Origin of the sequence: Sphingomonas sp. Xoc002 (assembly GCF_050408055.1) — a bacterium.
GTDB classification, from domain to species: Bacteria; Pseudomonadota; Alphaproteobacteria; order Sphingomonadales; family Sphingomonadaceae; genus Sphingomonas; species Sphingomonas yabuuchiae.
The window spans coordinates 3,752,111-3,778,607 of sequence record NZ_CP191175.1 but is presented as its reverse complement, the minus strand read 5'-3'; the positions used below and the strand labels follow the sequence as shown (position 1 = coordinate 3,778,607).

Here is a 26,497-nt window from a genome sequence, read left to right as displayed (position 1 = left end):
CGACGCCTCAATTCGCCCCGCTGCCCTCACCCGCAAAGCTCAGGTCCAGCCGCTTGGAACTCGGCGGCACATCGAGCTTGGCCGAATTGAAGTCCATCGACGCGCCCGGCCCCAGGGTCCGCTGCTGCGGGGCGATCGCCCAGGAGAAGACGACGCGGCCCTGCGCATCCTTCAGCTCCGCGCGCAGGTCGGGCACGCGCTGCGCGGTCGAGGACGGGTTGATGATCTGTCCCGAAATGGCAAAGAGTTCCGAACCATTCTCCAGCTCGCGCCGCTCGATCGGGTTGGACCGCAGCTCCAGTGCCGATTCGGTGCTGCCGACGCCGAACCAGCCGCCGATGCCCGGCATCCCGGTCCACAGGATCGCGGCCGTCGCGACCAGCATCAGCAACCCGGCCAGCACCGCACCGATGGTCCAGCGCCGCACCGGGTTACGCCGCGCGCGGAAGGGCGGGCGATGGGCAAAGGCGTCGAAGCCCGAATCCTCCTGGGTCAGGATCGGCGGCGCGGGCGGGGGTGCCATGACCGGCGGCGGGGGAGGCGGCGGCTCGGCAAAGGTCTCGCGCGGCTCAACGTCCTCGACGGGCGTCGTGGCCGGGGGCACGATCGGGGGTAGCGGCCGCTCTGCCTCGGCCTCCGGCTCGGGCGGCGACTGGAACCAGCTGTGCCGGCAATTGGCGCAGCGCACGGTTCGCCCCTCCAGCCCGATCGCACTGTCGGGCACCAGATAGCGGGTGCGGCACTCAGGGCATTCGAGGATCATGCGATGGGGCACTTCAGGACAGGACGGATCGACGGACGGTCAGGGCCATCCCTCATCAGTCAGGCCCCCTTCGATAATCCAGTAAGCACGCCGCCCCTAGGCGTGGCAAGCATTGAAGCGCGGAACTTGAAGCGCGCGCCCGCCCATGCCAAGGCCATGAAGGCATGGCGAACATCGTCCAGTTCGAGAATGTCGGCCTGCGCTACGGCGTCGGGGAAGAGACCCTGTGCGACGTCAGCTTCACGCTGCGTTCGGGTCAATTCCATTTCCTGACCGGGGCCAGCGGGGCGGGCAAGACCTCGCTGCTGCGCCTGCTCTATCTGTCGCAGCGGCCCAGCCGGGGCATCATCCGGCTGTTCGGCGAGGATGCGGTGATCCTGCCGCGCGACCGCCTGCCCGGATTCCGGCGGCGGATCGGGGTGGTGTTCCAGGATTTCCGGCTGATCCCGCATCTGTCGGCGGCGGACAATATCGCGCTTCCCTTACGCGTCGCGGGCATGGCCGAATCGGAGGTCGCGCGGGCGGTGCGCGAGATGCTGAACTGGATCGGCCTGTCCGAACGCGCGGCCGCGCGCCCCGCCACCTTGTCGGGCGGTGAGCAGCAGCGGGTGGCGATCGCGCGCGCGGTGATCGCACGGCCCGAACTGCTGGTCGCCGACGAGCCGACGGGCAATGTCGATCCCGCCATGGCCGAGCGGCTGTTGCATCTGTTTCATTCGCTCCACCGGCTGGGCACCACCGTCGTCATGGCGACGCATGACTGGCATCTGATCGAGCGGATGCCGGGGGCGCATCATCTGCATCTGGAGCGCGGGCGGCTGGTCGATCCCGATCCGCATCCGCCTGTCGCCTCGCCTGCCCCAGCACCGCCGATACCGGCACGTCCCGACGCCAAGCCCTCCACCATCGTGCGGAGCGGGTTGTGACGCGCGGAGGAAAGACCCGCGCGACGGGGGCCGAGGCGCGCGCGCTGGACGATGGCGGCGGCGCGCATGTCATGAGCTGGGTGATCGCGATCATGCTGTTCCTGACCCTGCTGGCCGGGGCGGCGGGGCTGGCGACCGCACGCGCGGCGGGCGCGCTCGACCGGCAGATGGCGGGGCGGCTGACCGTCCAGATCGTCGAGGGCGAGGCGCAGCGTCGTGACGCCGCCGCCGCGCAGGTGCTGGGGGTGCTGCGCGCCCAGCCGGACGTCGCGCTGGCGACGCCGGTGGCGCAGGCCGATCTCGCGCGGATGCTGCAACCCTGGCTGGGCACCGATGCGGAGGCGGCGGGGCTGCCGGTCCCGGCGCTGATCGATGTCGACCTGACCAGCGACGACAGCGCAGCCATCGCCCGCGTCCGCAAGGCGGTGATGCGGGCGAGCCCGGCGGCGCGGGTCGATGCCCATGCCACCTGGCTGGGGCCGGTCGGGCGGCTGCTCGACACTGCGGCGTGGCTGGCGGGGGCGATCATCCTGCTGATGCTGGTCGCGACCATGGCGGTCGTCATGCTGGCGGCGCGCGCCGGGCTGGAGGCGCATCGCGGCACGATCGAGGTCATTCATATGCTCGGCGCCACCGACCGGCAGGTCGCACGGCTGTTCCAGCGGCGGATCGCGCTCGACGCCGGGATCGGGGCGGTGGCGGGCGGAATCCTGGCCGGGGCTGCGATCCTGCTGGTCGCGGGACAGGTGGGGGCGCTCGATTCGGAACTGCTCGGCGGCATGCGGCTGGGGCTGGGGGATATGGCGATGCTGATCGCCTTGCCCTTCGCTTTCGTCGTGCTGGCGGTGGGCGCGGCACGATTGGCGGTGCTGCGCCAGATGCGGCGGATGCTCTGATGCTGCGGCTGATCGGTCTGGCGGCGCTCGTCTGGTGCCTGGGGTTCGCGGCCTTCATGCTGACCCTGCCGCATCCGCTGGAGCACAACACCACCGATGCCATCGTGGTGCCGACCGGCGGGCCGGGGCGGATCGATCGGGGCATTGCCCTTCTGAAGGCGCACCAGGCCAAGCGGATGCTGGTCACCGGCGTCGCACCCGGCGTGCGGCCGATCGATCTGGCACGCACCTATCGTACCTCGCCGTCGCTGTTTTCCTGCTGCATCGATCTGGGCGGCGAGGCGGTCGACACCCGCTCCAATGCCGAGGAGACGGCGAACTGGGTGCGTCAGCATGGCTATCGCACGGTACGGCTCGTCACCTCCGACTGGCATCTGCCGCGCGCGAGGATGGAGCTGACCGCCGCGCTCGGCAAACAGGTGCTGGTGCTGGGCGACGGCGTGCCGTCCGAACCGCGCATCGGCACCTTGGTCAATGAATATAACAAGCTGATCCTGCGCAGGGTCGCGCTTTGGACGGGGATTGGCGCGTGATTCTTCTTCGCAACATCGTGTTTGTCGCGATCTTCTATCCGATATCGGCGATGATGGCGCTGCTGTCGCCGCTGGTGGCGGTAGGGGGGCGTCATGCGGTGGTCCATTGGGCGACCGGCTGGACGACATTTCACCGGCTCTGCACCCGCTGGATCCTGGGTATCCGCGTCAAGGTGGAGGGCACGCGGCCGACCACCCCGGCGCTCTACCCCGCCAAGCATCAGGCGATGTTCGAGACGATGGAACTGCAACGCCTGTTGAACGGCCCGGCCATGGTGTTGAAGCGTGAGCTGGCCAATATCCCGGTCTGGGGATGGACGGTCCGCAAGTACGGCGCGATCGTGGTCGACCGCTCGGCCTCGGCCAAGGCGATGCGCGGCATGATGCGCGATGCCAAGGTGGCAGTCGACCAGGGGCGGGCGATCATGATCTTCCCCGAAGGCACGCGGGTAAAGCCCGGCGAGACGCCGCCGCTGAAGCCAGGGTTTGCCGGGCTCTACCGGATGCTGGGCCTGCCGGTGGTGCCGGTGGCGACCGATTCGGGGATCGTGTGGCCGCGCAAGGGCCTGAAGCGGCCGGGGGTGGTGACGCTGCGCTTCGGCGAGGTGATCCCGCCCGGCCTGCCGCGCGAGGAAGCGGAGGCCAGGGTCCATGCGGCGATGAATGCCCTTGAGAAATTTCCTCCCCTGTAAGGGGAGGTGGCAGTCCGCAGGACTGACGGAGGGGTGTCACGGCCAGTGGGGACACCCCTCCACCAGCTTCGCTGGTCCCCCTCCCCTTACAGGGGAGGAATAACTTACTCTTCGTGATTCCGTCCGAAATCCTCGCGCGCATCGTCCTGGCCCTGGTCGATGATCGAGCGGCGGATGGCGCGGGTGCGGCTGAACAGGTCGAACAGCTCGTCGCCCTTGCCCCAGCGGATTGCGCGTTGCAGCTGGCTCAAATCCTCGGAAAAGCGCTGGAGCATCTCCAGCACCGCCTCGCGATTGGTCAGGAACACGTCGCGCCACATGGTCGGATCGGATGCGGCGATGCGGGTGAAGTCGCGAAAGCCGCCCGCCGAATATTTGATGACCTCGGACTGGGTCACTTCCTCCAGATCGCTGGCGGTGCCGACGATGGTATAGGCGATCAGGTGCGGCAAATGGCTGGTGACGGCCAGCACCCGGTCGTGATGATCGGGGGCCATCGTCTCGACATCGGCGCCCAGCCGCCGCCAGAATTCGGCGACCCGCTCGACCGCCAGTTCGTCGGCACCCTCGGGCGGGGTGACGATGCACCAGCGCTTCTGGAACAACGTGGCGAAGCCCGCCTCCGGCCCGCTGCGCTCGGTGCCCGCGACCGGGTGCGCCGGGATGATCGTCGCGCCGGGCAGGGCTTCGGTGAGGGCGGCCAGCACCGAACCCTTGCAGCTGCCGACGTCGGAGACGATCGCTTCGGCGGGCAGGTCGTCGGCGAACTCGGCCGCGACCGCGCCCATCGCGCCGACCGGCACGCAGAGGATGACGAGATCGGCGTTGATCACGCTCGCCCCCGCCGTGTCCGCCACGTCATCGGCCAGATCGAGCGCGCGCACCGTCTCGCGCACCGCCGGGTCGGCGTCATAGGCGGTGATCCGCGCGGTCGGCATCGCTTTCCGCGTCGCCCGCGCGACCGAGGAGCCGATCAGGCCAAGCCCGATGATGGTGATCCGCGCGAAGGGCAGCATCAGGCCCCCTTCGCCTCCGACTCGACCATCTGGCGAAGGGCGGCGACGACGCCCTTCACCTCATCCTCGGTGCCGATGGTGATGCGCAGGCCATGACCCAGTCCCTGGCTGGGCAGCCAGCGGACGATGTAACCCGCATCCATAAGTCCGTGATAGGCGCGCTCGGCGGTCAGTGCGCCCTCGAACAGCACCAGCGAGAAGTTCGCCTTGGACGGTACGCAGCGCAGGCCCGCATTGCCGAGGCTCGCGATCTGCTCCTCGAACCAGCCGAGCCATTTCGCATTGTGCACGCGCGACGCCTCGACGAAGTTGCGGTCGCGGATCGCCTCGACCGCGGCATTCTGCCCGGCGATAGTCACGTTGAACGGCGCGCGGATGCGGTGCAGCGCGTCGATGATCGGCGCTGCGGCATAGCCCCAGCCGATCCGCTCGGCGGCGAGGCCATGGATCTTGGAGAAGGTGCGCGAGACCAGCACGTTGCCCGCCCGCTCGGCCAGCGCCAGCCCGCCATCATCCTCGCCAGGCTCCAGATATTCGGCATAGGCCTGGTCGAGGACCAGCAGGACATGGGGCGGCAAGCCGGCGTGCAGCCGCGCGATCTCGCCCGCGCCCGCATAGGTGCCGGTCGGGTTGTTGGGGTTGGCGACGAAGACGACCTTGGTCTTGTCCGTCACGGCACCCAGAATCGCGTCGACATCGGTGGCATAGTCATGGTCGGCGACCACCACCGGCTCCGCGCCGACGCGCCGCGTCGCGATCTCATAGACCGCAAAGCCGTAGCGGACATGGATGATCTCGTCCCCCGGCCCGGCGAATGCACCCGCCGCGAGGTGGAGGATTTCGTCCGAGCCGGTGCCGTAGATGATCCGTGCCGGGTCCAGCCCATGCACCGCGCCGATGGCTTCGCGCAGCGCGGTCGCGCCCGGATCGGGGTAACGTTCCAATTGGGCGGCGGCGGCGGCGAAGGCGGCGCGCGACTTTTCGCTGGTACCCAGCGGATTCTCATTGGCCGAAAGCTTGATGACCTTGCGCCCGTCAGCGGTCGTCGCGCGGCCGGGAACATAAGGCGCGATGGCCTGGACCCAGGAGATCGGTTCGGGGGCTTTGAGATCGGTCATGGTACCCGCCATAGCGGCCATGGCCTTGCGTTGCCAAGCATCGCGGCCTAGCGGATATCGCTCCATGGCCGCTTCCGTTTCCGCACAATCCCTTGGCGACGACCAGCGTTTCGGTCTGTCGCGGCATGTCGTGCTGCCCGGGCCGCTCCGGCTCGACGGTGGCGGGCTGCTATCCCCGGTCGAGATCGGGTATGAGACCTATGGCACGCTGAACGCCGATGGCTCCAACGCCATCCTGATCTGCCACGCGCTGACCGGCGACCAGCATGTCGCCTCGCCCCATCCGCGCACCGGCAAGCCCGGCTGGTGGACACGGCTGGTGGGGGAAGGCAAGCCGATCGACCCGGCGCGGCATTTCATTATCTGCTCGAACGTCATCGGCAGTTGCATGGGATCGTCCGGCCCCGCGACCATCGACCCCTCGACCGCCGAGCCCTGGGCGATGCGCTTCCCGGTCATCACCATCCGCGACATGGTGCGCGCGCAGGCCATGCTGCTCGACCATCTGGGCGTGGGGCAGCTGAAGGCCGTGGTCGGCGGATCGATGGGGGGCATGCAGGCGATCAGCTGGGCCGCGACCTTCCCCGAACGCGTGCGCGCCTGCGTCATGGTCGCTTCGACCGCGCGGCACTCGGCGCAGAACATCGCGTTCCACGAGGTCGGGCGACAGGCGATCATGGCCGACCCGAAATGGCGCAGCGGCGCCTATTATGAGTCGAACGATCCCCCCGCCGCGGGCCTGGCCGTCGCGCGGATGGCGGCGCACATCACCTATCTCTCTGAGGCGGGGCTGACCGAGAAGTTCGGGCGGCGACTCCAGGCGCGACCCGACCGGCCGGACGGCGCGAAGAGCTTCGGCTTCGACGCGGATTTCCAGGTCGAGAGCTATTTGCGGCATCAGGGGCTGAGCTTCGTCGACCGGTTCGACGCCAACTCCTATCTCTACATCACCCGCGCGCTCGACTATTTCGATCTGGCGGAAGAGCATGGCGGTCTGCTCGCCAATGCCTTCCGGGGCACGGCCACGCGCTTCTGCATCGTCAGCTTCGACACCGACTGGCTCTATCCCACCTCCGAGTCGCGCAGCGTGGTCCAGGCGCTGAACGCGGCCGGTGCGGCGGCCAGCTTCGTCGAGCTGTCCAGCCCGTACGGCCACGACGCCTTCCTGCTCGAGGCGCCCGAGATGAACCGGGTGATCGACGGCTTCCTGCGGGCCGAGCCATGAGCGAGGTGCTGCGTCCCGATCTGGCGATCATCGCGCGCCACGTCGCGCGCGGCGCCCGCTTGCTGGATATCGGTTGCGGCGACGGACAGCTGATGGCGGCGTTGCGCGACGAAGCGGGGGTGGACGCGCGTGGGCTGGAGATCGATCCGGCCAATGTCGCCTCGGCGGTGGCGCGCGGACTGGCGGTGGTGCAGGGCGATGCCGATGTCGACCTGGCGGGCTATCCCGACAAGGGGTTCGACTATGCGATCCTCAGCCAGACGCTGCAGACCGCCCGCGCCCCCGACCAGGTGCTCGACCATCTGCTGCGGATCGGCCAGCGCGCCTTCGTCTCCTTCCCGAATTTCGCGCATTGGCGGGTGCGGATGTCGCTGCTGTGGGGCGGACGGATGCCGGTCACGCCGCTGTTGCCCGAACAATGGTATGACACGCCCAATATCCACCATGTGACGATCGACGATTTCCGCGCCTTTGTCCGTCAGCGGCGGATCACCGTCGAGGGCAGCTGGTTCCTGTCGCGCGGTCGCCCGACCAGCGCGGCGGCGGCCAATTTCCGGGCCGAACATGCGGTGTTTTTGTTGCGTCGGTGAAATGACAACAATAGCGGAACTTTATCTGGATCAAGAGTGTTGACCCGGAAAGTGACGGGAATTTGACATGAGCCAAACCGCCCTGATCGTGGAAGACGAGATTTTCGTGGCCCTCGATCTGGAGCGCATCCTGACCGACGCCGGCTATAATGTGGCCGGAATCGCGGCGGATAGCCGCTCCGCGATAGAATGCGCACCGGGCTGCACCTTCGCCTTTGTCGACGTCAACCTGCGCGACGGCGCGACGGGGCCCGAGATCGCGCGCCGTATCGCCGAGGACTATGGCGTAAAGATCGTGTTCGTCACCGCCAATCCGTCGCAGATCGGCAATGGGATCGAGGCGCTGGGCTATATCCGCAAGCCGTTCAGCGAGCGCGCCATCCTCGCCGCCGCCGCGCTGGCGACGGGGGCCGGACAGGCCGCGCCGGAGGACGTCATCCCCTTGGGCATCGCCATGTAGGCAATGGACCGGCGCCCCTCGCGCCGGTGATCCTCGTTACCGGCAAGGTCCCGTGCCCGGCGGACGGCTGAACGCCGCCAGCGGCACCTCGATCGTCACGACCAGTCCGTCCCGCTGCCAGTCGCGGCGAACCTTGCCGCCCAATTGGCGGACCGCCGACAGTTCGACCAGTTGCGAGCCGAAGCCGCTATGATCCGGCGTCGCATCCAGCTTCGGCCCGCCCATCTCCTGCCAGCAGAGCGTCACCATCTCGCCATCGTCGCGGTGGACGGCCAGTTCGACATGGCCGGTCGGGATCGACAGCGCGCCATATTTGGCGGCATTGGTCGCCAGTTCATGGAACAGCAGCGCCAGCGGCGTCGCCGAACGGTCGTCGACCGACACATCGTCGCCGGTGACCCGGATGCGCAAGACGTCTTCGTCGCCGCGATAGGGCTCGAACAGGTCGCCGAGCAGCCCGTGCAAGGAATCCTGCCGCGCCTTGGGCCGAGACTGGGGGCTGTGCGGGCGGACGAAGTCATGCGCGCGGCCCAGCGCGGTGATCCGGTCGCGCAGGTCGCTGGCGATCCCGACAAAGCCCGGATGGCTGCGCGCGGCAAAGGCGATCAAGCCGGAGATCACCGCGAAGATGTTCTTGATCCGGTGGCTGAGTTCCTGGCTGACGATTTCCCGCTCTTCCAGCGCCAGCTTCTGCTCATGAATGTCGGTGCAGGTGCCGAACCAGCGGGTGATGTGCCCCTCGGCATCGCGGATCGGCAGCGCGCGGCCCAGCACCCAGCGATAGGTGCCGTCGCTGTGCCGCAACCGATATTCGATCTGATAGGGCTCGCCGGTCGCCAGGCTGTGCCGCCACCGGGTCCAGGCGCGCTCCTGATCCTCGACATGGAACATGCCGTTCCAGGCCTCGCCATCGGTCGAGCCGTCGGGCATCCCCGTAAACTCGTACCAGCGGGCATTGTAATAGTCGTGAAAGCCGTCGGGCTGTGTCGACCAGACCATTTGCGGCATGGTGTCGGCCAGGGTGCGAAAGCGCTGCTCGCTGTCGGCGACGCGCGCCTCGGAGGCCTCGACCGCCTGCTCATGCTCGCGCCGGGCGCGGCGGTCCTGCAAGCGTCCCATGACGGCGGTGGCGAGCACTTCCAGCCCGCGCCGCTGGAACGGGGTCAGCCCTTCGGGCCGGGGTTCCGGCGAGATGACGCAGATCGCGCCCAGCGGGATGCCCTCGCGCGAAAGCAGCCTGGCCCCCGCATAGAAGCGGATATGCGGCGGCCCCTTCACCAGCGAATAATCGGCAAAGCGCACATCGCGGCGTGCGTCGGGAACGACCATCGTCTCGGCGCGCCCGACCATCACATGCGCGCAGAATGATGTATCGCGCGGCGTCTGATCGGCGTCGATGCCGACCGTCGCCAGGAATTGCTGGGTTTCCTCCTCGACCACGCTGACCAGCGCGATCGGGGTGCCGCACAGTTCGGAGGCGAAGGCGGCCAGATCGTCGAGCTGGCCGCTGTCGCGATAGCCCGCCAGATCATAGGCGCGGATGACGGCGGCGCGATCGGCCTCAGTCATGGACGTGGGGGCGGGGGTGTCCGCCACGCTCACGCCATGACAGGCCGTCGCATCGTCTTCCGGCGTCTTGTCCATCTCCGCCTCTCAGGGAAACCGTGTCCGATCAGAACGGAACGTCGTCGTCCAGATCGTCGGCGAAGCCGCCGCCCTGTCCGAACCCGCCACGGTTGCCGCCGTTCCCGCTCTGGTTCCCGCCGCCGCTCTGGTTGCCCGAGCCGCCGCGCGATCCGCCGCCATAGCCGCCGCCCGAAGACCCGCCGCCAAAGCCGCTCGACCCACCACCGAAGTCGCCGCCGCCGAAATCGTCACCGCCGCCAAAGTCGCTGCCGCCGCGGCCACCGCCGCCGCCCTGACCGCCGCCGGGGCCGTCGAGCATGGTCAGCACCGAGTTGAAGCCCTGCAGCGTCACTTCGGTCGAGTAACGGTCGTTACCCTGCTGGTCCTGCCACTTGCGGGTGGTCAGCGCGCCTTCGATGTACACCTTGGAGCCCTTGCGCAAGAAGCGCTCGGCGACATTGGCCAGACCCTCGTTGAAGATCTTGACCGTGTGCCACTCGGTCTTTTCCTTGCGCTCGCCGCTGTTGCGGTCCTTCCACGATTCGGACGTGGCGATGCGCAGCTCGACCACCTTGCCGCCATTCTGGAAGGAGCGGCTCTCGGGATCGCGTCCCAGATTGCCGACGAGAATCACCTTGTTGACGCTGCCCGCCATGTATCAGTCCTGTATCTTGCCTAGAGGCCGGCGAATATGGCCAGCCAGTATGTGATGCCCGCCATGACATAGGCGGTCACGAAGAGATACCCTACCATGAAGGCGGGCCACTTCCAGCCATTGGTTTCCCGACGCGTCACCGCGATCGTGGAAATGCACTGCGGCGCGAAGACGAACCACATCAGGAAGGCGAGCGCGGTGGGCAGCGACCAGTTGCGCTTCAGCTTGTCGGTCATCGCCTTCTGCCCGCCCTCATGTTCGGTATCGTCGATGGCATAGACGGTGCCGATGGCGGCCACGGCGACTTCACGCGCGGCCATGGCGGGGACGAGCGCAAGCGCGATGTCGCGGTTGAAGCCGATCGGGCGGACCACGACCTCGATCCCACTCGCGATGCGGCCCGCGATTGAATAATCGACCGGCGAGATACCCGAGCCTTCCGGCGGCTTGGGGAAGGACAGCAGCGCCCACAGGATGACGGTGGTCAGCGCGATGGTGGTCCCGGCGCGTTTCAGGAAGATCAGCGCGCGGCTCCACAGGCCCAGCAGGACGTCCCGCAGGCGCGGCCACTGGTATTTGGGCATCTCCATCATGAAGCCCGACGACGCGCCCTTGGTGACGGTGCGGCGGAGCAGCAGCGCCGCGACGAACGCCCCGACAATGCCCATCAGATAGAGGCCGAGCAGCACCAGACCCTGCAAACCGACAAAGGGCAGCACCTGCCGATCCGGAATGAAGGCGCCGATGATGATGGTGTAGACGGGCAGCCGCGCCGAACAGGTCATCATCGGCGCGATCAGGATCGTGGTCAGCCGGTCCTTCTCGTCGTCGATGGTGCGCGTCGCCATGATGCCGGGCACCGCGCAGGCGAAGGAAGAGAGGAGCGGGATGAAGGCGCGCCCCGACAGCCCGACCTGCGCCATCAGCCGGTCCAGCAGGAAGGCGGCGCGGACCATATATCCGGTCGCCTCCAGCACCAGAATGAACAGGAACAGGATCAGGATCAGCGGCAGGAAGACGAGGACCGCGCCGACACCGGCGATCAGGCCATCGGTGATCAGGCTGCGGAACCAGCCCTCGGGCATGGCCGCGCTGGCTTGGGCTTCCAACCAGACGAAGCCCTGTTCGATCCAGCCGACCGGTGCCTCGGACCAGGCAAAGACCGCCTGGAACATGATGAAGAGCAGCCCGACCAGCAGGATCGGCCCGGCAATGGGATGCAGCGCGACCGAGTCGAGCATGTGCGTCCAGCGGCGGGTCGGTGTCTCGGCGACGGTCGCGCTGGCGGCGATCTGGCGGGCGCGGCGTTGCAGCGTGACGATATCGTCGATCCGGTCGGCGGCGGCGACGGGCTGGCTGCGGCTTTCCGTGACCAGCCGGTCGATCTCGGCCTTCAGCGTGTCGAGCCCGCGACGACGGACGGCGACGGTCGGGATGACCGTCACGCCCAGCTCGCGCGCCAGGATATCGGCGTCGAGCGTCAGGCCGTCGCGCTCGGCCAGGTCGACCATGTTAAGCGCGACCACGACCGGCAGGCCGAGCGCGATCAGCTGGAGCGTGAAGCGCAGGTGATTGTCGAGATTGGCGGCATCGACCACCACGACCAGCGCGTCGGGACGACGCTCACCCGCCTGCGATCCCATCACGACGTTGCGCGTGACCTGTTCGTCCAGGCTGCCGGGATCGAGGCTATAGGCACCGGGCAGGTCGACCAGCTCGACCGGGCGGCCGTCGTCGAGCACCAGTCGGCCCGAATGACGCTCGACGGTGACGCCGGGATAGTTGCCCACCTTCTGCCGCGCGCCGGTGAGCGCGTTGAACAGGGCGCTTTTGCCGGCATTGGGATTGCCGACGAGCGCAACCAGCGGTGCGGCGTTCATTACGTTCGGTCGGACCTCAAGCGCCCGTCGCGACGCGGATCGAGGCGGCGACCCGGCGACGCAGCGCCACGGTCATGCGGCCGATCCGGCAGGCGATGGGACCACCGCCCAGCGTGGCGCGGTGCAGCACCTCTACGCCGACCCCTTCGTCGAAACCCAATTCACGCAAACGGCGCGCCTCGGGCAGCGCCAGCTGGGTCCAGTCGATCGCGGCCACGGTCGCCGGTTGCCGCCGGGGAAGGGTTTCGAGACTGCTGAGCATCGCCATACAGCGTACATAACGCCGGTGCGATTGATTATCAATTACCCGTTGATGAAATGGATGTCGGGATAGGGTTCAGGGCGTGGCCTTCGACGTCGTTCAGCCTGAGCGAAGTCGAAGGCCAAGGGAATGGCCTCAAACCGCCGGATACCGCAACCGCCCGATAAACCGCGACAGGCTGGGCATATTCTCGCCGCGCTTGGCGAAGCCGGCCTTCCACTTCTCGAACCGCATGATCCCCTCGATCCGCCGCGCCAGGAAGGCACGGGTGTCGGCATGATCCTCGCTCTCGTCGTTCAGGAACACCGCGATGGTCGATCCATAGACCGCGAACAGCGTCGCGCGCTTGGTATAGTGGTTGTAATCGGTCGCGGTGTCGCCCGCCTGCGCCCAGATGGCATCGACCGTGCGCCAGCCGAGTCGCGCACCGCTGGCGGCGTTTTGCGGCATGGCCAGGATGGTCAGCGCCCGGCGCAGCGCCTCGCGATTCGGGGCGACGGCGGCCAGGCGTGCCTCGACCAGTGCGGTGATGCGCTGGCGGATTTTCATTTGCGCGGCCTGTTTGGCGGGCACGGCCTCGACCATCGCCTGGTCGATCGATGCGAACCAGGCGTCGATCATCGCGACCGCGCCGTCCTTGAAGGCGAGTCGCGCAATGTCGCGGTCGACGCCCGCCGCATCCGCCGCCATGTCGCGGGCATCGTCGCCCCAGCCGTCGAACGCGGCGTTGGACGCGATGCCGTCCGCCAGCAGCGCGCGCACCTCGTCGAGAGTCAGGTCCTGAACATCGGTCATGGCAGCCTCGGTCATCATCTCACCCGTCGTCCCTATTGCCCGGCTTGGCAACCGCCGATCCGCGCCGGACCAGCACCAGCGCGGCGGCGACCATCGCGACGCCCACCAGATCGGGCAGCGCCAGCGTCTCGCCATATACCAGCCATCCGATCGCCGTCGCCACCATCGGCTGGACCAGCAGCGCGAGGCCGACGACCAGCGGGCTGAGCAGCCCCAGCGCATAGATCATCAACCCCTGGCCGACGATCTGGCTCCCCAGCGCCAGCAGGATCAGCGCGCTCCAGTGATCGGGCCACACCCGCTCGCCCAGCAGGATGGCGAAGACGAACAGCGGCACGATGCTGGCCATGGTCGACCAGGCGAGCGCCGGGACCGGCGGCATATGCTCGCGCACCCGCGACATCAGGATGAAGTAGACCGCATAGAGCAGCCCGGCGAGCACGCACATCAGGTCGCCGACCAGATGGCGCGGATCGACCTGATAGCTGCGCCCCATCAGCAGCCCGGCACCGACCGCCGCCAGGACCAGCGCGATCCCCTGGCTCCGCGAGGGCCAGGCCCGCGCGACGAGGAAACCGTAAAGCGGGAAGATGAAGGTCGCCGAATTGCCGAACAGCGTGGCATTGGCCATCGTCGTCTGGCGTATGCCGATATGCCAGGTGCCCAGATCGCCCGCAAAGGCGATGCCGCCGACCAGCAGCAACAGCCAGAGCATGGACTGCCCCTTGCCCGGCATACGCGGCCGCGCGGGTGCCAGCAGCGCGAGGATCGCCAGCACGGGGGCGGCCAGCGTGATCCGCCAAAAGGCCGAGGCGACAGGCCCGGTATCGGCCATCCGCACCAGCAGCGGTCCGAAGGCGAGTGCGACATTGGCGAGGATGACTGCGGCAAAGGCCAGCGGCGGCGTCGCACTGGTCCCGCTCCGGTCCGAAAGACCATCGCTTTCAGAGCGTTCAGTTTTTCTTGAGGGGGCGGACACGGGCATGGGCTCCCTTAACGCCCTATCTGCGTTGCGTCAGGCCGGAAAGGCCGCAAAAGGATTGCATTTTGATGCCAACGCTCTTCGACCCCATCGATCTCGGGGCGATCCACGCCCCCAACCGTATCCTCATGGCGCCGCTGACCCGCGCCCGCGCCACCCGCGAGGCGGTGCCGACGCCGATCATGGCGCAATATTATGCCCAGCGCGCCAGCGCTGGCCTGATCATTTCCGAAGCCACCGGCATCAGCCGCGAAGGGCTGGGCTGGCCCTATGCCCCGGGCCTGTGGACCGACGAGCAGGTGGCGGCCTGGAAGCCGGTGACCGACGCGGTGCACAAGGCGGGCGGGCGGATCGTCGCGCAGCTCTGGCATATGGGTCGTCAGGTGCACAGCTCGGTCACCGGGATGCAGCCCGTGTCGTCCTCGGCCACCCGCACCGAGGGTCAGGCGCACACCTTCGAGGGCAAGCAGGATTTCGAGACGGCGCGCCCGCTGGAGCTGTCGGAAATCCCGCGTCTGCTCGACGATTATGAACTGGCGACGCGCAATGCGCTGGCCGCCGGGTTCGACGGGGTGCAGATCCATGCCGCCAACGGCTATCTGATCGACGAATTCCTGCGCGACGGGGCGAACCACCGTGAGGACGCCTATGGCGGCTCGCCGGAAAACCGCATCCGCCTGCTCCGCGAGATCGCCGAGCGCGTCATTTCGGTCGCGGGCAAGGAGCGGGTCGGCGTCCGTCTTTCGCCCAATGGCGACAGCCAGGGTGTGGACGACAGCGATCCCGCCTCGGTCTTCGTACCTGCTGCGAAGATGCTGTCGGACCTGGGGATCGCCTTCCTCGAACTGCGCGAACTGGGGCCGGACGGCACCTATGGCGCAAGCGACGTGCCCAAGCTGTCGCCGCAAATCCGCAAGGTGTTCCAGGGACCGCTGATCCTGAACAGCGACTATGACAGCCGTGAAAAGGCGCAGGCCGCGCTCGATTCGGGTGTCGCGGACGGGATCGCGTTCGGCCGGACCTTCCTGGCCAACCCCGACCTGCCCGAGCGTCTGCGCACCGATGCGCCGCTCAACGAAAGCGATATGAAGACCTGGTACAGCCAAGGGCCGGAGGGGTATATCGATTACCCCACGCTCGACGAGGCCACTCGGGCGGCGTGAGGATGAGGGGCGGGGTTTTCGCCCTGCCCCATTCATATGAGGACCGCGCCGACTCCTAAGCTCCACCCCGGCGAAGGCCGGGGTCCAGTTGCAATGTGGCGACGAAGGCGCTGGCCGGGTTAAATAACAGACTTGGCGGCATCTGGACCCCGGCCTCCGCCGGGGTGGCGTCCTTGGGGGGCATATTTCCCGACCCACCCTCCGTTCAACATGAGCGAAGTCGAAGGCCAAGGGAATCTTCCGGGCCATCGCGGAACGCATGCTTCGACTTCGCTCAGCATGAACGGAGGATGGGGCATTACGTTTCGCATATCTGCTCCCAAAACGGTGGGGCTATCCGCCGGTATCCAATCGGTCGATGAAGCCCGTCATCTGCTCGCGCAGCGTCTCGCGCATCCTGGGATTGATCAGCAGCATCGGCGCACCCCAAAGGATTGGAATAGCAAAGCCCAGCAGCGCCCAAAGGATCACCAGCGCCACCAGGCCAGCCCCCGCATAACGCAGCTTCTGCATCGCACCGGCGTCCAGCGTCAGGGTGCGCGGCCCCTTCGCGTCGTAAAAACCGGCGGTCGTCCAGGCCCCGCCGCCGTCGAAGCGGAGCTTCTCCGGCAGCTTCAATCGAGGCATGGTCCTGTCCACCGGGCGGGGTGCCCGGATTTGACGGGCAGCTGGTGTCCTGCCCGCCTGGGTGTCGATCACCTCCAGCCGCCGACCCCGCTCGACGACGCGAAAACGGGTGGGCGGCATGTCGGTCACTGCGCGCGTGCTCCTCGCCGCGCCCGCCAATGGTCGGCGCTCTGGCCCCAGGCGTCGACGCGGAAACTCTCCAGCGGGGCGGGCAGGCTCACCGGCCCCTCGTTCACCGATCCCAGCCGCTGCGCCAGCTTGATCGAGCCTGTATTTTCGGGGTCGATAGTGTGGATCACATGATCCCAGCCGAGCACATCGACCGCATAGTCCATCGCCGCGCATGCCGCCTCATAGGCGTAACCGCGCCCTGCGAACTCGCGCGCGACGCCCCAGCCGACTTCGCGCCCCGGCCAGCCCTCGGGTTGCCAGGGGCCGATCCGCCCGACCCAACGGCCGGTGTCGCGCTCGATCACAGAAAACATCGCGAAGCCGCGCACGCTCCATGCGCCGACCATGGTGCACATATTGCGCCACGCCGCCCCGCGCGCCTGGACGCCGCCGAGGAAGCGCATCGTGTCTCCCTCGGTATGGAAGGCCGCCCATGCCTCGAAATCCTCCGCCGAGGGGAGACGTAAGGTCAGCCGCTCGGTCTGGAGGACGGGCGATGTCACCCGAACCGGCCCTTCAGCGCCAGCATGGCGAGTGCCGCCTTGGCCGCCTCGCCGCCCTTGTTCTTTTCATCGGGCTTGGCGCGGGTCAGCGCCTGCGCCTCGTTCTCGGTGGTGATGATGCCGTTGCCGATGGGCAGGCCGTCCATGGTCAGCGCCATCAGGCCGCGCGCGCTCTCGTTCGACACGATCTCGAAATGATAGGTCTCGCCGCGGATCACCACGCCGATCGCGACGAAGGCGTCGTAGCGCCCCGTGTCCGCCGCCATCGCCACCGCGCCGGGGATTTCCAGCGCGCCGGGGACGGTGATCGTCTCATGGCTGTGGCCCGCTTCCTCGATCGCGGCCCGCGCGCCCGACAGGAGCAGGTCGTTCAAATGCTCGTAGAAGCGCGCCTCGACGATCAACACATGCGCCATCAGGCGTCTCCCTCAAAATTTTCGATGCGACGTTCGCCGACGATCGACAGGCCATAGCCGTCGAGGCCGATCAGCGTGTGATGGGTGTTGGTCAGCAGCACCATGTCCTGCACGCCCAGTTCGGCCAGGATCATCGCGCCGACGCCGTAATCGCGCAGTTCTTCCATATCGATCTGCACCTCCTCACCGGCCTTCAGGCGAACGGCGGTAGTGAAGGCGTCGGTGCGCGGGCGGTTGATGACGACGATCACGCCCGAGCCTTCCTCGGCGATCATCCGCATCGACTTGGCAAGCAAGGCGCCACGTGCGCCCGCCTCGCCGAACACATCGGCGAAGGGCGACAGGGCGTGCATGCGCACCAGAACCGGCTGGTCGGTGTCGAGCTTGCCCTTGACCAGCGCGACCTGCTCGGTCCCCGTCGCCTTGTTGCGATAGGCGCGCGCGGTCCAGGTGCCGCCCCATTCGCTTTCGAACGTGGCTTCGGACTGCAACTCGACCAGATGGTCGTAGCGGCGGCGATAGGCGATCAGGTCGCGGATCGTGCCGATCTTCAGGTTATGGAGCTGCGCGAACGACACCAGGTCGTCCATCCGCGCCATCGTCCCGTCCTCGTTCATGATCTCGCAGATCACGCCCGAGGGGTTGAGGCCCGCCAGCCGCGCGACATCGACCGCCGCCTCGGTATGGCCCGCGCGCACCAGCACGCCGCCGTCGCGCGCGACCAGCGGGAAGACATGGCCCGGCGTCACCAGCGCATCGGGCCCGTGGCTGGCGTCGATCGCCACCGCGATGGTCCGCGCGCGGTCGGCGGCGGAAATGCCGGTGGTCACGCCCTCGCGCGCCTCGATCGAGATGGTGAAGGCGGTTTCGTGCCGCGTCCCGTTCTTCGGGCTCATCAACGGCAGGCCGAGCGTGTCGACCCGCTCACGCGTCATGGCGAGACAGATCAGCCCGCGCCCGTGCCGCGCCATGAAGTTGACCTTCTCCGGCGTCGCCATCTGCGCCGGGATGACCAGATCGCCTTCATTCTCGCGGTCTTCGTCATCGACCAGGATGAACATGCGGCCGTTGCGCGCCTCGTCGATGATCTCTTCGGGGCTGGACAGGAAACCGCGCCGCAGACCGGCCAGCGCGTCGGGATTAGCGGCCACGATAATGCTCCATGCGCTGCAGATACCGGGCAAGCACGTCGATCTCGATATTGACGCGCTGTCCTTCAGTGATGCCGCCCAGCGTGGTGACGGCGGCGGTGTGGGGGATGATGTTCAGGCCGAAGACGGTGCCATCCGGGCCGTCCTCGACGCTGTTGACGGTCAGCGAGACGCCGTCCACCGTCACCGAGCCCTTGGTCGCCATGAAGGGGGCGAGGTCGGACGGAACGGCCACGAACACGCGGTGCGATCCGCCTTCCTGCCCGACCGACACGACATGGCCGACACCGTCGACATGGCCGGTGACGATATGGCCGCCCAGCTCGTCGCCCAGCTTCATCGCGCGTTCCAGGTTCAGGCGCTGGCCGGTCGTCCACTGGTCGGCGGTGCGCCCGATCGTCTCGGCCGAGACGTCGACGGCGAACCAGCCGGGGCCTTTCTCGACCACGGTCAGGCAGACGCCCGAACAGGCGATCGACGCGCCCAGGTCGATGCTGGCCGTATCATAGGCGGTGGCGATGACGACTCGCGTGTCGCCGCGCGTTTCCACGGCGGTGACGGAGCCGATGTCGGTGACGATCCCGGTAAACATATCAGTCGCGCTCGTAGACCTCCAACCGGTCGCTGCCAAGCATCCGTGAATCGGCCAGCCGCCAGCGGCCATGCGCCTCGGCCAGACGGGTGAGGCCGATATCGCCCAGCGCCGCGCGTCCCTCGCCGATCAGGACGGGCGCGCGATAGAGGAGCAGCCGGTCGACCAGATCAGCGGCGAGGAAGGCGGAGGCGGTCTGCGCCCCCCCCTCGACCATCAATCGGTCGACGCCCGCCAGATCGGCGATGGCGGCGGGGGAGGGGATGGTTTCCCAGCCCGTCTCTGCCGTGCGCGAGAGGAGGATGCGGCGAGGGGATCGCGACTCGAGGCCGGGCAGGCGGACATCCAGCCTGGGCGAATCCGTCTCCAGCGTGCCGCGCCCGACGAGAATCGCCTCGTGGCGGCTGCGCTCCAGATGGGTGTGGGCGCGGGCTTCCGGCCCGGTGATCCAGCGGCTCTCGCCGTCGGGACGGGCGATCTTCCCGTCGAGCGAGGTGGCGAGCTTCAGCGTGACGAAGGGGCGGCGCCTGGCCCGGCGGGTCAGGAAACCCGCGATCATCGTGCGGGCTTCCGCTTCGCGCACGCCGGTCGTCACCGAAATCCCGGCGGCGCGGGCGCGGGCGAAGCCTTGGCCATCGGTGCGTGGATCGGGATCGCCCATCGCCGCCACGATCCGCGCGACTCCGGCGGCAATCAACAGGTCGGTGCAGGCAGGTCCGCGCGTCGAGACATGCGCACAGGGCTCCAGCGTGACATAGGCGGTGGCCCCCCGCGCCGCCTCGCCCGCCTCGGCCAGCGCCATCGCCTCGGCATGGGGGCGGCCGCCGGGTTGGGTCCAGCCGCGTCCGACCACGCGACCTTCGCGGACCAGCACGCACCCGACATTGGGATTGGGCGCGGTCCGCCCGACGCCGCGATCCGCCAGCGCCAGTGCCGCCCCCATCCAGCGACGATCGATCAGATGCCCCACTTGCTCAGCGCGTCGTCGACCTTTTTGAATTCAGCCTGTCGCTGTTCCTTGGCGGCCTTTTCCTCGACCAGCCGCTCCTTCTTCTTCACATAGTCGATCTTCTGCTGCGCCTTGATCTGCACATCGGTGCGGTCGGCGGGCCATTGTTCGACATAGATGATGTCGGGCTTGTACGGCACCGGCACATAATCGTCGCGCGCAAAGGCGTAGATGAAGAAGCCGGTGATCCCGACCGCGATCATCAGGAAGACCAGCTCATAGGGCTGGCGCTGCGACAGGAAGAGCCGCAGGTCGCGGATCGCGCGGACGGGGGAGAAGCGGCCGAAGAACGACATGAGGGGAATGTAGGCGTTGCGGGCGTGGGATGCCAGTGGGGACGGGTTGGTCTCGGTGAGACACATAACCCTCCCCCATCCCCTCCCGCCTGCGGGAGGGGCGTGCCAAGCATAAAGCTCACGGATTCTCGAACCCTCGGATCTGGCCGCTCCCCTCCCGCAAGCGGGAGGGGATGGGGGAGGGCATGTGTCTCACCGAGACTGCCATTGACGAGCATCACGCAACAGGAAAAAGGGCGGCCGCATCGCGACCGCCCTTCGTTCCCGCGAAGGAAACCGTCAGCGAATTACGCGACAGTCTTCATCTTCTCGGCCGCGACCGCCAGGCGGTTGCTGAGCGGCTGGGCGATCTCGCCGGCCAGCTTCATCATGTGCTCGGTCGAGCGCGAGGTCTCGGCGACCATCGAGTCGAAGCTCGAACGGGCGAAGTCCGACTGCAGCTTCATGAACTCGGTCGGCGACTTGACCTGCGACAGGGTCTGCATGACCTGGCTGACCTGCTCGAACGAGCGCTTGGCATAGTCGGCCGCGCCCTGACCCAGCGTCTCGGCACCCTTGGCGGCGATCTTCGACGATTCGACGACCGCTTCCAGATTTTCCTTGTTGAAGGCGACCATGTCTTCGAACAGCTTGGCGCTCTTCTCCATGCCGGCCTGGGTGCGGGCCTGGGCTTCGCCGAACATCGCCTGGGTCTTGGCGGCGGTGTCCTTGGCGGCGTTTTCGATGGTGCTCGTGGCTTCCATGATGGTGTCCTTGGGCTTTGAGTCCGCCGAAACCGCGGCGGTCGGGGAAGAAAGGGTTGGTGCTGCCGGTTCCGGTTCCGGTTCCGGCTCGGCAGGCTTGGCCGCTTCGACCGGTGCCTCGACCGGCTTGGCCGCCGAAGCGGGCTTGGCCACTGCCGGGGCGGCGGCAACGGGTGCGGCCACGACCGGCGCGACGCTCTTCTCGGCGGCCTTGGCCGGAGAGGTCAGCGGCAGGCCGGGGCTGGCGGGCGCGACCGTCTTGGCGACGGGTGCCGCAACCGCAGGCTTGGGATCGGAAGGCGGATCGGAGGGGAGACCGGGCAACGTCTTCGCGGCGGCCGGTTTGGCGCTGCGACGAGGCTTGGCCGCCGGCTTCGCGGCGGGGACGGTCGGCTTGGTCTTGTCCAACAGCACTCTCCCGATTTGTTGCGCTGCACAATAGCGATTCGGAGCTGTCAAATCAAGTCTATTGTGCAGTGCAACAAAACCGAAACTAACGCTGTCTGACGTAGCGTCCGGGCGCTTCGTCGAGGGCGGGGAGGGCGCCCTCGCCCGGCACCCGCGCGCCCGTCACCGCGACGGTGGCGGAGTCGCGCTGGCGCAGCCAGGCGGCCCAGTCCGGCCACCAGCTGCCCTTGGTCTCGGTCGCGCCCGCGACGAACTCGGCCAGCGTCGCGGCGGGCTGATCGTTGGTCCAATATTGATATTTGCCCGAGGCGGGCGGATTGACCACGCCCGCGATATGCCCCGATCCCGCCAGCACGAAGCGCAAGGGGCCGGTGAACGCCTCGGTGATCTTCCACACGCTTTCGGCCGGCGCGATATGATCCTCGCGCCCCGCCTGGACATAGGCGGGGGTGGCGACCTTCGTCAGGTCGAGCGGCACGCCCGCCACCGCCATCGCGCCGGGCTTCACCAGCAAATTGTCCCGGTAGAGATCGGTCAGATAGCTCAGATGCCATTTGGCGGGCAGGTTGGTGACGTCGCCATTCCAGTGGAGCAGGTCGAACGGCACGTAATCGCGCCCGAGCAGATAGTTGTTGGTGACGTAATTCCAGATCAGGTCGCGCCCGCGCAGCAGGTTGAACGTCATCGCCAGATAGCGCCCGTCCAGATACCCCTCGGGCGACAGGGTCGAGATCAGCTTCAACTGCTCGTCATCGACGAAGTGGAGCAGCTCGCCCGCCTTCGAGAAATCGACCTGCGCGGTGAAGAAGGTGGCGCTGGCGACCTTCGCCGCCTCGCCCTTCGCGGACAGCCAGGCCAGGGTCGCGGCCAGCGTCGTGCCCGCCACGCAATAGCCGACGCTGTGCACCGCCTCGACCGACAGCAGCTCGCGCACCGTATCGATCGCCTCGACCTGCGCGGTGACGTAATCGTCCCAGATCACGTCCTTCATCGTGGCGTCGGCGGACTTCCACGACACCATGAAGACGCTGAACCCCTGGTCGACCAGCCATTTGATCAGGCTCTTCTCGGGTGCCAGGTCGAGGATGTAGAAGCGGTTGATCCAGGGCGGAAAGATCAGGATCGGCACCGCCGCCACCTGTTCGGTGGTCGGGGTGTAGTGGATCAGCTCGTACAGGTCGGTGCGCTTGACCACCTTTCCCGGCGTCGCGGCCAGGTTGCGCCCGACCTCGAAGGCGCGCGAATCGCTGTGCGTCAGCTGCCCGCGGCCCATGTCGGCGAGCATGTTCTGAAGGCCCTTGAGCAGATTCTCGCCGCGCGTCTCGACGATCTTGTCGAGCACTTCCGGGTTGGTCGCGGGGAAGTTGGTCGGGCTCATCGCGTCGATAAAGCCTCGCGCGGCGAAGCGGATCTGCTCCTTCTGCTTCGGGTCGACGCCCTCGATCGCATCGACCCCGCGCAGCATATGGTCGGAGATGACCTGATAGCTCTGCCGGATCCAGTCGAAGAGCGGCGACTGCCATTGCTCGGCCTTGAAGCGGCGGTCGGGCTTGGGCGCGACGCTGGGCTCGGCGGCGGGGTCGACGAATCGCTGCCACAGCTTCATCGAATCGGACCAGAAGTCGCGGACCCGGCCCATCGTGGCGGGGTCGTTGAAACCCGGCACCACCGGCATGCCCTCGGGCGGGGGCGACAGCGCGGCCTCCATCATCATCTGCTGCGCCCGTCCCATCACCCAGGTCCAGTGTTGCAACTCTTCCAATGTGGGCAGAGTGGGGGCGTTCGTCTGGCCGGGGGTCATCCGCATCCTCTCGTTCGTCGCGCGCCCTATTGGCGTCAGGATATTGCGTCATCATGTCGGGTCGCGTCGGGAAACGAAAGCCGCTAAGGTCCGGGTCCCAAATCGTTACACAGAGGGACCCATGTCCGAAGAGTTCTACCGCATCAAGCGCCTGCCGCCCTATGTCATCGCCGAAGTCAACGCGATGCGGGCGGCGGCGCGCGCGGGCGGCGAGGACATCATCGATCTGGGCATGGGAAATCCCGACTTGCCGCCGCCGCCCCATGTCCTCGAAAAGCTGATGGAGGTGATCCAGAAGCCCGACGCGCACGGCTATTCCCAGTCCAAGGGCATTCCCGGCCTGCGCCGCGCCCAGGCCAATTATTATGGCCGCCGCTTCGGCGTCGATCTCGATCCCGAGACCGAGGTGGTTGTCACCATGGGATCGAAGGAAGGGCTGGCCAGCCTCGCGACCGCGATCACCGCGCCGGGCGACGTGATCCTGGCGCCCAATCCCTCCTATCCGATCCACACCTTCGGCTTCATCATCGCGGGCGCGACGATCCGCGCGGTGCCGACGACGCCCGACGAGGCCTATTTCGAGAGCCTGGAGCGGGCGATGCACTTCACCGTGCCGCGCCCCTCGGTGCTGGTGGTCAACTACCCGTCCAACCCGACCGCCGAGACGGTGGACCTGGCCTTTTACGAGCGCCTCGTGGCGTTTGCGAAGAAGCATGAGCTGTGGGTGCTAAGCGACCTCGCTTATTCCGAGCTTTATTATGACGGCAATCCGACGCCTTCGATCCTTCAGGTGAAGGGCGGCAAGGATGTCGCGGTCGAGTTCACCTCGCTGTCCAAGACCTATTCGATGGCGGGCTGGCGCATCGGTTTCGCGGTCGGCAACAAGAAGCTGATCGCGGCGATGACGCGGGTGAAGTCCTATCTGGACTACGGCGCCTTCACGCCGATCCAGGCGGCGGCCTGCGCCGCGCTCAACGGGCCGCAGGACATCGTCGAGCGGAACCGCCAGCTCTATCACAAGCGCCGCGACGTACTGGTCGAGAGCTTCGCCCGGGCGGGCTGGGACATTCCGAGCCCCAAGGCCTCGATGTTCGCCTGGGCTCCGCTACCGCCCGCGCTGGCGCATCTGGGCAGCCTGGAATTCTCCAAGCAATTGCTGACCGAGGCCAAGGTCGCGGTCGCGCCGGGTGTGGGTTATGGCGAGAATGGCGAAGGGTTCGTGCGCATCGCGCTGGTCGAGAACGAGCAGCGGCTTCGCCAGGCCGCGCGCAATATCAAACGCTATTTGCAATCGATGGGCGTCAACACGCCGGGTTCCGCCAAGGTGGTGTGATCCGATTGGAGCGGTGGCGCTCGCCGCCGCTCCCGACTCCGGCGGTTTGACCCAATGGCACTGTACAAACCCCTCTGCTCGCAGGGGAGGAATGCGGTCAAAGGCGCAGTTCGACCCAGGCCGGAACCGGGCGCCCGTCTCGCAAGGCGGGGTGGAAGCGCAGGTCGGACATGACTGGCTCGATCCTGCGCCGCGTCGACAGGCTGGCATGGGCAACCCGGTCCACCCGGCCCATGGCATTGACCAACAGGCAGGCGCTGCCTGGCCCTCCCGAACCGTCCCCCACCATGGGCGAAGTGATTTCGGGCAGCCGGTCGAGGGCGGGGTGAAAGCCGCATTTCTGCGATAGCCCCTCCGGGCGGGGTACGATGGCGGGCTCAGGCGCGGCGTTCAGTTGAAAAATTTGGGGTGCGGCCCTCTTCGCTACGGCCACCATGGGGGTGTCGTCCATAAACAGACGACAGCCAATGCCCTGAAAGCCGCTGAAGATCGTGGCAATCATCGCCGCGATACTCAGATTGGCAAGGGAGGTCCCCGTCAGGCCGGTCAGGGCTCGCCACTGTATCATTCGGCCAGCCTATCACGGCACCGCAATCCGGCAAGCAGTTCTACGCCGCCCATGCAGGCCGCTCGCGCGACTGGCGCTGGCGCTTGACCGCGTACATCGCGCCGTCCGCCTGGGCGATCAGGACGTTGAGCGATCCCGTAACCGGCCCCTGCGCCAGGCCGATGCTGAGGGCCGGGTAGCACGGGCCGTCGACCAGGGCCGGGACCGCGCGATCGAAACGGTCGGACAGGCCCGCCGCGATTCCCCGTGCTACCCTCTCGTCGCAATCGGGCAGCACGCACAGAAACTCGTCGCCGCCGATCCGCACCAGCGTGCCGCGCTCGCCGATCTCGCGCTGTGCCAAGTCGGTCAGCAGCCGCAGCACGGTGTCGCCCGCGGCGTGACCCTGTCCGTCGTTCAGCGCCTTGAACCGGTCGATATCGATCAGCAGCAGCGTGACCGGGCCGTGCAGCCCGGCCTCCAGCCCCTTCAACCCGAAACGGTTGAGCGCCCCGGTCAGGCAATCGCGGCTGGCCTGTTCGGACAAACCGCGCTGGACACGCTCGGCATCGATCAGCAGCAGCGCCAGATGGCTGAGCGAGACCAGGATGATCGCGATGCCCACGCTCCAGTCGGCGGTCGTCTGCGCCGCGCTTTCCCACACCGGATCGCCCCATGCCACCAGCAGGAGGGTGGTGCGCAACAGGAACAGCGGCACCGAAGCGGCGAACATCGCGCCCATGACCCAGGCGGTGCGGATATTCTCCGTTCGCGCGATGTGAAAGAGCATCCAGGCGGCGGCGAAGTTGAACAAGGTTCGGGTGCCGCCCAGGATCATGACCGGCAGCCGCGCATCGTGGTCGCCGAACAGGACAAACGGCACGGTCAGCGTGACCATCATGGCCAGCGGAACTAGGATCGCGGCGGGCGGGCGTCGCCGGGCGAAGATCGACATGGCATGAATGCATAGGCACAGCCCGACCAGCAGCAGGACGTCGATGATCCGCTCCGGCGTAGTGAGTCGGGCGCCGTCGAAACACAGCCCCACGCCGTTGGTCACGCCGATGATGATCTTGCCCGTGCCCCACCAATAGGGCCAGCGACCGGGCTCGCGGCTGGTCATGCCGGGAAAGAAGTGGAGCAGGCCCGACAGGATGCTGCCCAGCGCAGCCACCACCTGAAGGCTGGCGATATCGAGTATCATGGTCGCGGACCCCGCACGGATAGCGGTCCCCCCCGGACCAACGCGATTCGCCTTAATATAGTATAAGTTACGAGTTAGTTTCTGTTGCGACGGCAATGGGCCGATATGGCCGTG

Annotated in this window: 29 protein-coding genes; 9 read left to right on the top strand and 20 right to left on the bottom strand. The window is 67.4% G+C overall.

The genetic code is table 11. The features are described 5' to 3' along the window. Window positions 1-7: 7 nt before the first annotated feature. Complete coding sequence (locus ACQR50_RS17370; RefSeq protein WP_428969262.1) at window positions 8-763, bottom strand: zinc-ribbon domain-containing protein; 756 nt, start codon at window positions 761-763, stop codon at window positions 8-10. 164 nt (window positions 764-927) lie between these two features. Between ACQR50_RS17370 and ftsE the strand changes: the two genes are divergently transcribed. The 4 genes from ftsE to ACQR50_RS17350 are packed head-to-tail and all read left to right on the top strand — an operon-like array spanning window position 928 to window position 3,810. After that, complete coding sequence (ftsE, locus tag ACQR50_RS17365; protein ID WP_428969261.1) at window positions 928-1,689, top strand: cell division ATP-binding protein FtsE; 762 nt, start codon at window positions 928-930, stop codon at window positions 1,687-1,689. Next, the gene (locus tag ACQR50_RS17360; RefSeq protein ID WP_428969260.1) at window positions 1,686-2,585 is read left to right on the top strand and encodes a cell division protein FtsX; all 900 of its coding nucleotides are present in this window, start codon (window positions 1,686-1,688) and stop codon (window positions 2,583-2,585) included. Before ftsE ends, ACQR50_RS17360 begins: the two co-directional genes overlap by 4 nt. Beyond that, on the top strand, window positions 2,582-3,118 hold the full coding sequence (locus tag ACQR50_RS17355) for a YdcF family protein (protein WP_428970735.1): 537 nt from the start codon (window positions 2,582-2,584) through the stop codon (window positions 3,116-3,118). The genes ACQR50_RS17360 and ACQR50_RS17355 overlap by 4 nt, the downstream gene beginning before the upstream one ends. After that, on the top strand, window positions 3,115-3,810 hold the full coding sequence (locus ACQR50_RS17350; RefSeq protein WP_156361203.1) for a lysophospholipid acyltransferase family protein: 696 nt from the start codon (window positions 3,115-3,117) through the stop codon (window positions 3,808-3,810). Before ACQR50_RS17355 ends, ACQR50_RS17350 begins: the two co-directional genes overlap by 4 nt. Window positions 3,811-3,914: 104 nt before the next feature. On the opposite strand, the gene ACQR50_RS17345 is transcribed toward ACQR50_RS17350, so the two are convergent. Further along, window positions 3,915-4,826, bottom strand: coding sequence for a prephenate/arogenate dehydrogenase family protein (locus tag ACQR50_RS17345; RefSeq protein WP_428969259.1), 912 nt, complete (start codon window positions 4,824-4,826; stop codon window positions 3,915-3,917). After that, window positions 4,826-5,944, bottom strand: coding sequence for a histidinol-phosphate transaminase (hisC, locus tag ACQR50_RS17340; protein ID WP_428969258.1), 1,119 nt, complete (start codon window positions 5,942-5,944; stop codon window positions 4,826-4,828). The genes ACQR50_RS17345 and hisC overlap by 1 nt, the downstream gene beginning before the upstream one ends. A gap of 64 nt (window positions 5,945-6,008) precedes the next feature. Between hisC and metX the strand changes: the two genes are divergently transcribed. The 3 genes from metX to ACQR50_RS17325 all read left to right on the top strand — a co-directional run bounded on the left by metX (window position 6,009) and on the right by ACQR50_RS17325 (window position 8,219). Then, entirely contained in the window at window positions 6,009-7,169 is a 1,161-nt protein-coding gene (metX, locus tag ACQR50_RS17335) for a homoserine O-acetyltransferase MetX (protein ID WP_428969257.1), read from the top strand. Continuing rightward, entirely contained in the window at window positions 7,166-7,759 is a 594-nt protein-coding gene (gene metW, locus ACQR50_RS17330) for a methionine biosynthesis protein MetW (protein WP_428969256.1), read from the top strand. The genes metX and metW overlap by 4 nt, the downstream gene beginning before the upstream one ends. 67 nt (window positions 7,760-7,826) lie before the next feature. Continuing rightward, window positions 7,827-8,219 carry a response regulator gene (locus ACQR50_RS17325; protein ID WP_076714227.1) on the top strand — a complete coding sequence of 131 codons (393 nt, stop codon included), beginning with the start codon at window positions 7,827-7,829 and terminating at the stop codon, window positions 8,217-8,219. Window positions 8,220-8,255: 36 nt separating this feature from the next. On the opposite strand, the gene ACQR50_RS17320 is transcribed toward ACQR50_RS17325, so the two are convergent. From ACQR50_RS17320 to ACQR50_RS17295, 6 genes are all read right to left on the bottom strand, one after another. Beyond that, window positions 8,256-9,788, bottom strand: a complete 1,533-nt coding sequence (locus ACQR50_RS17320) for a sensor histidine kinase (protein WP_428969255.1) — start codon at window positions 9,786-9,788, stop codon at window positions 8,256-8,258. Window positions 9,789-9,891: 103 nt separating this feature from the next. Beyond that, complete coding sequence (gene ssb / locus ACQR50_RS17315) at window positions 9,892-10,500, bottom strand: single-stranded DNA-binding protein (RefSeq protein WP_056436244.1); 609 nt, start codon at window positions 10,498-10,500, stop codon at window positions 9,892-9,894. A gap of 20 nt (window positions 10,501-10,520) precedes the next feature. After that, entirely contained in the window at window positions 10,521-12,380 is a 1,860-nt protein-coding gene (gene feoB / locus ACQR50_RS17310; RefSeq protein WP_076714223.1) for a ferrous iron transporter B, read from the bottom strand. 16 nt (window positions 12,381-12,396) lie between these two features. Further along, window positions 12,397-12,648, bottom strand: a complete 252-nt coding sequence (locus ACQR50_RS17305) for a FeoA family protein (RefSeq protein WP_042488197.1) — start codon at window positions 12,646-12,648, stop codon at window positions 12,397-12,399. A gap of 129 nt (window positions 12,649-12,777) precedes the next feature. Then, window positions 12,778-13,437 carry a COQ9 family protein gene (locus tag ACQR50_RS17300; RefSeq protein ID WP_428969254.1) on the bottom strand — a complete coding sequence of 220 codons (660 nt, stop codon included), beginning with the start codon at window positions 13,435-13,437 and terminating at the stop codon, window positions 12,778-12,780. A 19-nt stretch (window positions 13,438-13,456) separates the two neighbouring features. Beyond that, a complete protein-coding gene (locus ACQR50_RS17295; protein ID WP_428969253.1) occupies window positions 13,457-14,422 on the bottom strand; it encodes a DMT family transporter in 966 nt (321 codons plus the stop codon). A gap of 65 nt (window positions 14,423-14,487) precedes the next feature. On the opposite strand from ACQR50_RS17295, the gene ACQR50_RS17290 reads away from it, so the two are divergent. Further along, a complete protein-coding gene (locus ACQR50_RS17290; protein WP_428969252.1) occupies window positions 14,488-15,582 on the top strand; it encodes an alkene reductase in 1,095 nt (364 codons plus the stop codon). Window positions 15,583-15,915: 333 nt separating this feature from the next. Here ACQR50_RS17290 and ACQR50_RS17285 read toward each other — a convergent pair whose 3' ends face one another. From ACQR50_RS17285 to ACQR50_RS17245, 9 genes are all read right to left on the bottom strand, one after another. Then, complete coding sequence (locus ACQR50_RS17285) at window positions 15,916-16,338, bottom strand: hypothetical protein (protein ID WP_428969251.1); 423 nt, start codon at window positions 16,336-16,338, stop codon at window positions 15,916-15,918. Continuing rightward, the gene (locus ACQR50_RS17280; protein WP_428969250.1) at window positions 16,335-16,883 is read right to left on the bottom strand and encodes a GNAT family N-acetyltransferase; all 549 of its coding nucleotides are present in this window, start codon (window positions 16,881-16,883) and stop codon (window positions 16,335-16,337) included. The genes ACQR50_RS17285 and ACQR50_RS17280 overlap by 4 nt, the downstream gene beginning before the upstream one ends. Beyond that, window positions 16,880-17,299, bottom strand: a complete 420-nt coding sequence (gene ribH, locus ACQR50_RS17275; RefSeq protein ID WP_076714215.1) for a 6,7-dimethyl-8-ribityllumazine synthase — start codon at window positions 17,297-17,299, stop codon at window positions 16,880-16,882. The genes ACQR50_RS17280 and ribH overlap by 4 nt, the downstream gene beginning before the upstream one ends. Further along, entirely contained in the window at window positions 17,299-18,450 is a 1,152-nt protein-coding gene (ribB, locus tag ACQR50_RS17270) for a 3,4-dihydroxy-2-butanone-4-phosphate synthase (protein WP_056436222.1), read from the bottom strand. Before ribB ends, ribH begins: the two co-directional genes overlap by 1 nt. Further along, entirely contained in the window at window positions 18,440-19,042 is a 603-nt protein-coding gene (locus ACQR50_RS17265; RefSeq protein WP_428969249.1) for a riboflavin synthase, read from the bottom strand. The genes ribB and ACQR50_RS17265 overlap by 11 nt, the downstream gene beginning before the upstream one ends. 1 nt (window position 19,043) lies before the next feature. Beyond that, entirely contained in the window at window positions 19,044-19,985 is a 942-nt protein-coding gene (gene ribD / locus ACQR50_RS17260) for a bifunctional diaminohydroxyphosphoribosylaminopyrimidine deaminase/5-amino-6-(5-phosphoribosylamino)uracil reductase RibD (protein WP_428970734.1), read from the bottom strand. A gap of 14 nt (window positions 19,986-19,999) precedes the next feature. Then, window positions 20,000-20,347: a hypothetical protein gene (locus ACQR50_RS17255; RefSeq protein ID WP_428969248.1), complete on the bottom strand. Its 348-nt coding sequence runs from the start codon at window positions 20,345-20,347 to the stop codon at window positions 20,000-20,002. A gap of 287 nt (window positions 20,348-20,634) precedes the next feature. Further along, the gene (gene phaP / locus ACQR50_RS17250; RefSeq protein WP_428969247.1) at window positions 20,635-21,498 is read right to left on the bottom strand and encodes a TIGR01841 family phasin; all 864 of its coding nucleotides are present in this window, start codon (window positions 21,496-21,498) and stop codon (window positions 20,635-20,637) included. 85 nt (window positions 21,499-21,583) lie between these two features. Then, window positions 21,584-23,305 (bottom strand): PHA/PHB synthase family protein, encoded by a 1,722-nt coding sequence (locus ACQR50_RS17245; protein WP_428969246.1) that lies wholly within the window; start codon window positions 23,303-23,305, stop codon window positions 21,584-21,586. A 115-nt stretch (window positions 23,306-23,420) separates the two neighbouring features. Between ACQR50_RS17245 and ACQR50_RS17240 the strand changes: the two genes are divergently transcribed. After that, window positions 23,421-24,632: an LL-diaminopimelate aminotransferase gene (locus tag ACQR50_RS17240; protein WP_056436207.1), complete on the top strand. Its 1,212-nt coding sequence runs from the start codon at window positions 23,421-23,423 to the stop codon at window positions 24,630-24,632. Between the two features lie 97 nt (window positions 24,633-24,729). Here the strand turns inward: ACQR50_RS17240 and ACQR50_RS17235 are convergent, their stop codons facing one another. Both ACQR50_RS17235 and ACQR50_RS17230 read right to left on the bottom strand, forming a co-directional pair. Continuing rightward, entirely contained in the window at window positions 24,730-25,134 is a 405-nt protein-coding gene (locus tag ACQR50_RS17235; protein WP_156884150.1) for a hypothetical protein, read from the bottom strand. Window positions 25,135-25,240: 106 nt separating this feature from the next. Further along, on the bottom strand, window positions 25,241-26,383 hold the full coding sequence (locus ACQR50_RS17230) for a GGDEF domain-containing protein (RefSeq protein WP_056436201.1): 1,143 nt from the start codon (window positions 26,381-26,383) through the stop codon (window positions 25,241-25,243). Window positions 26,384-26,497: the final 114 nt, after the last annotated feature.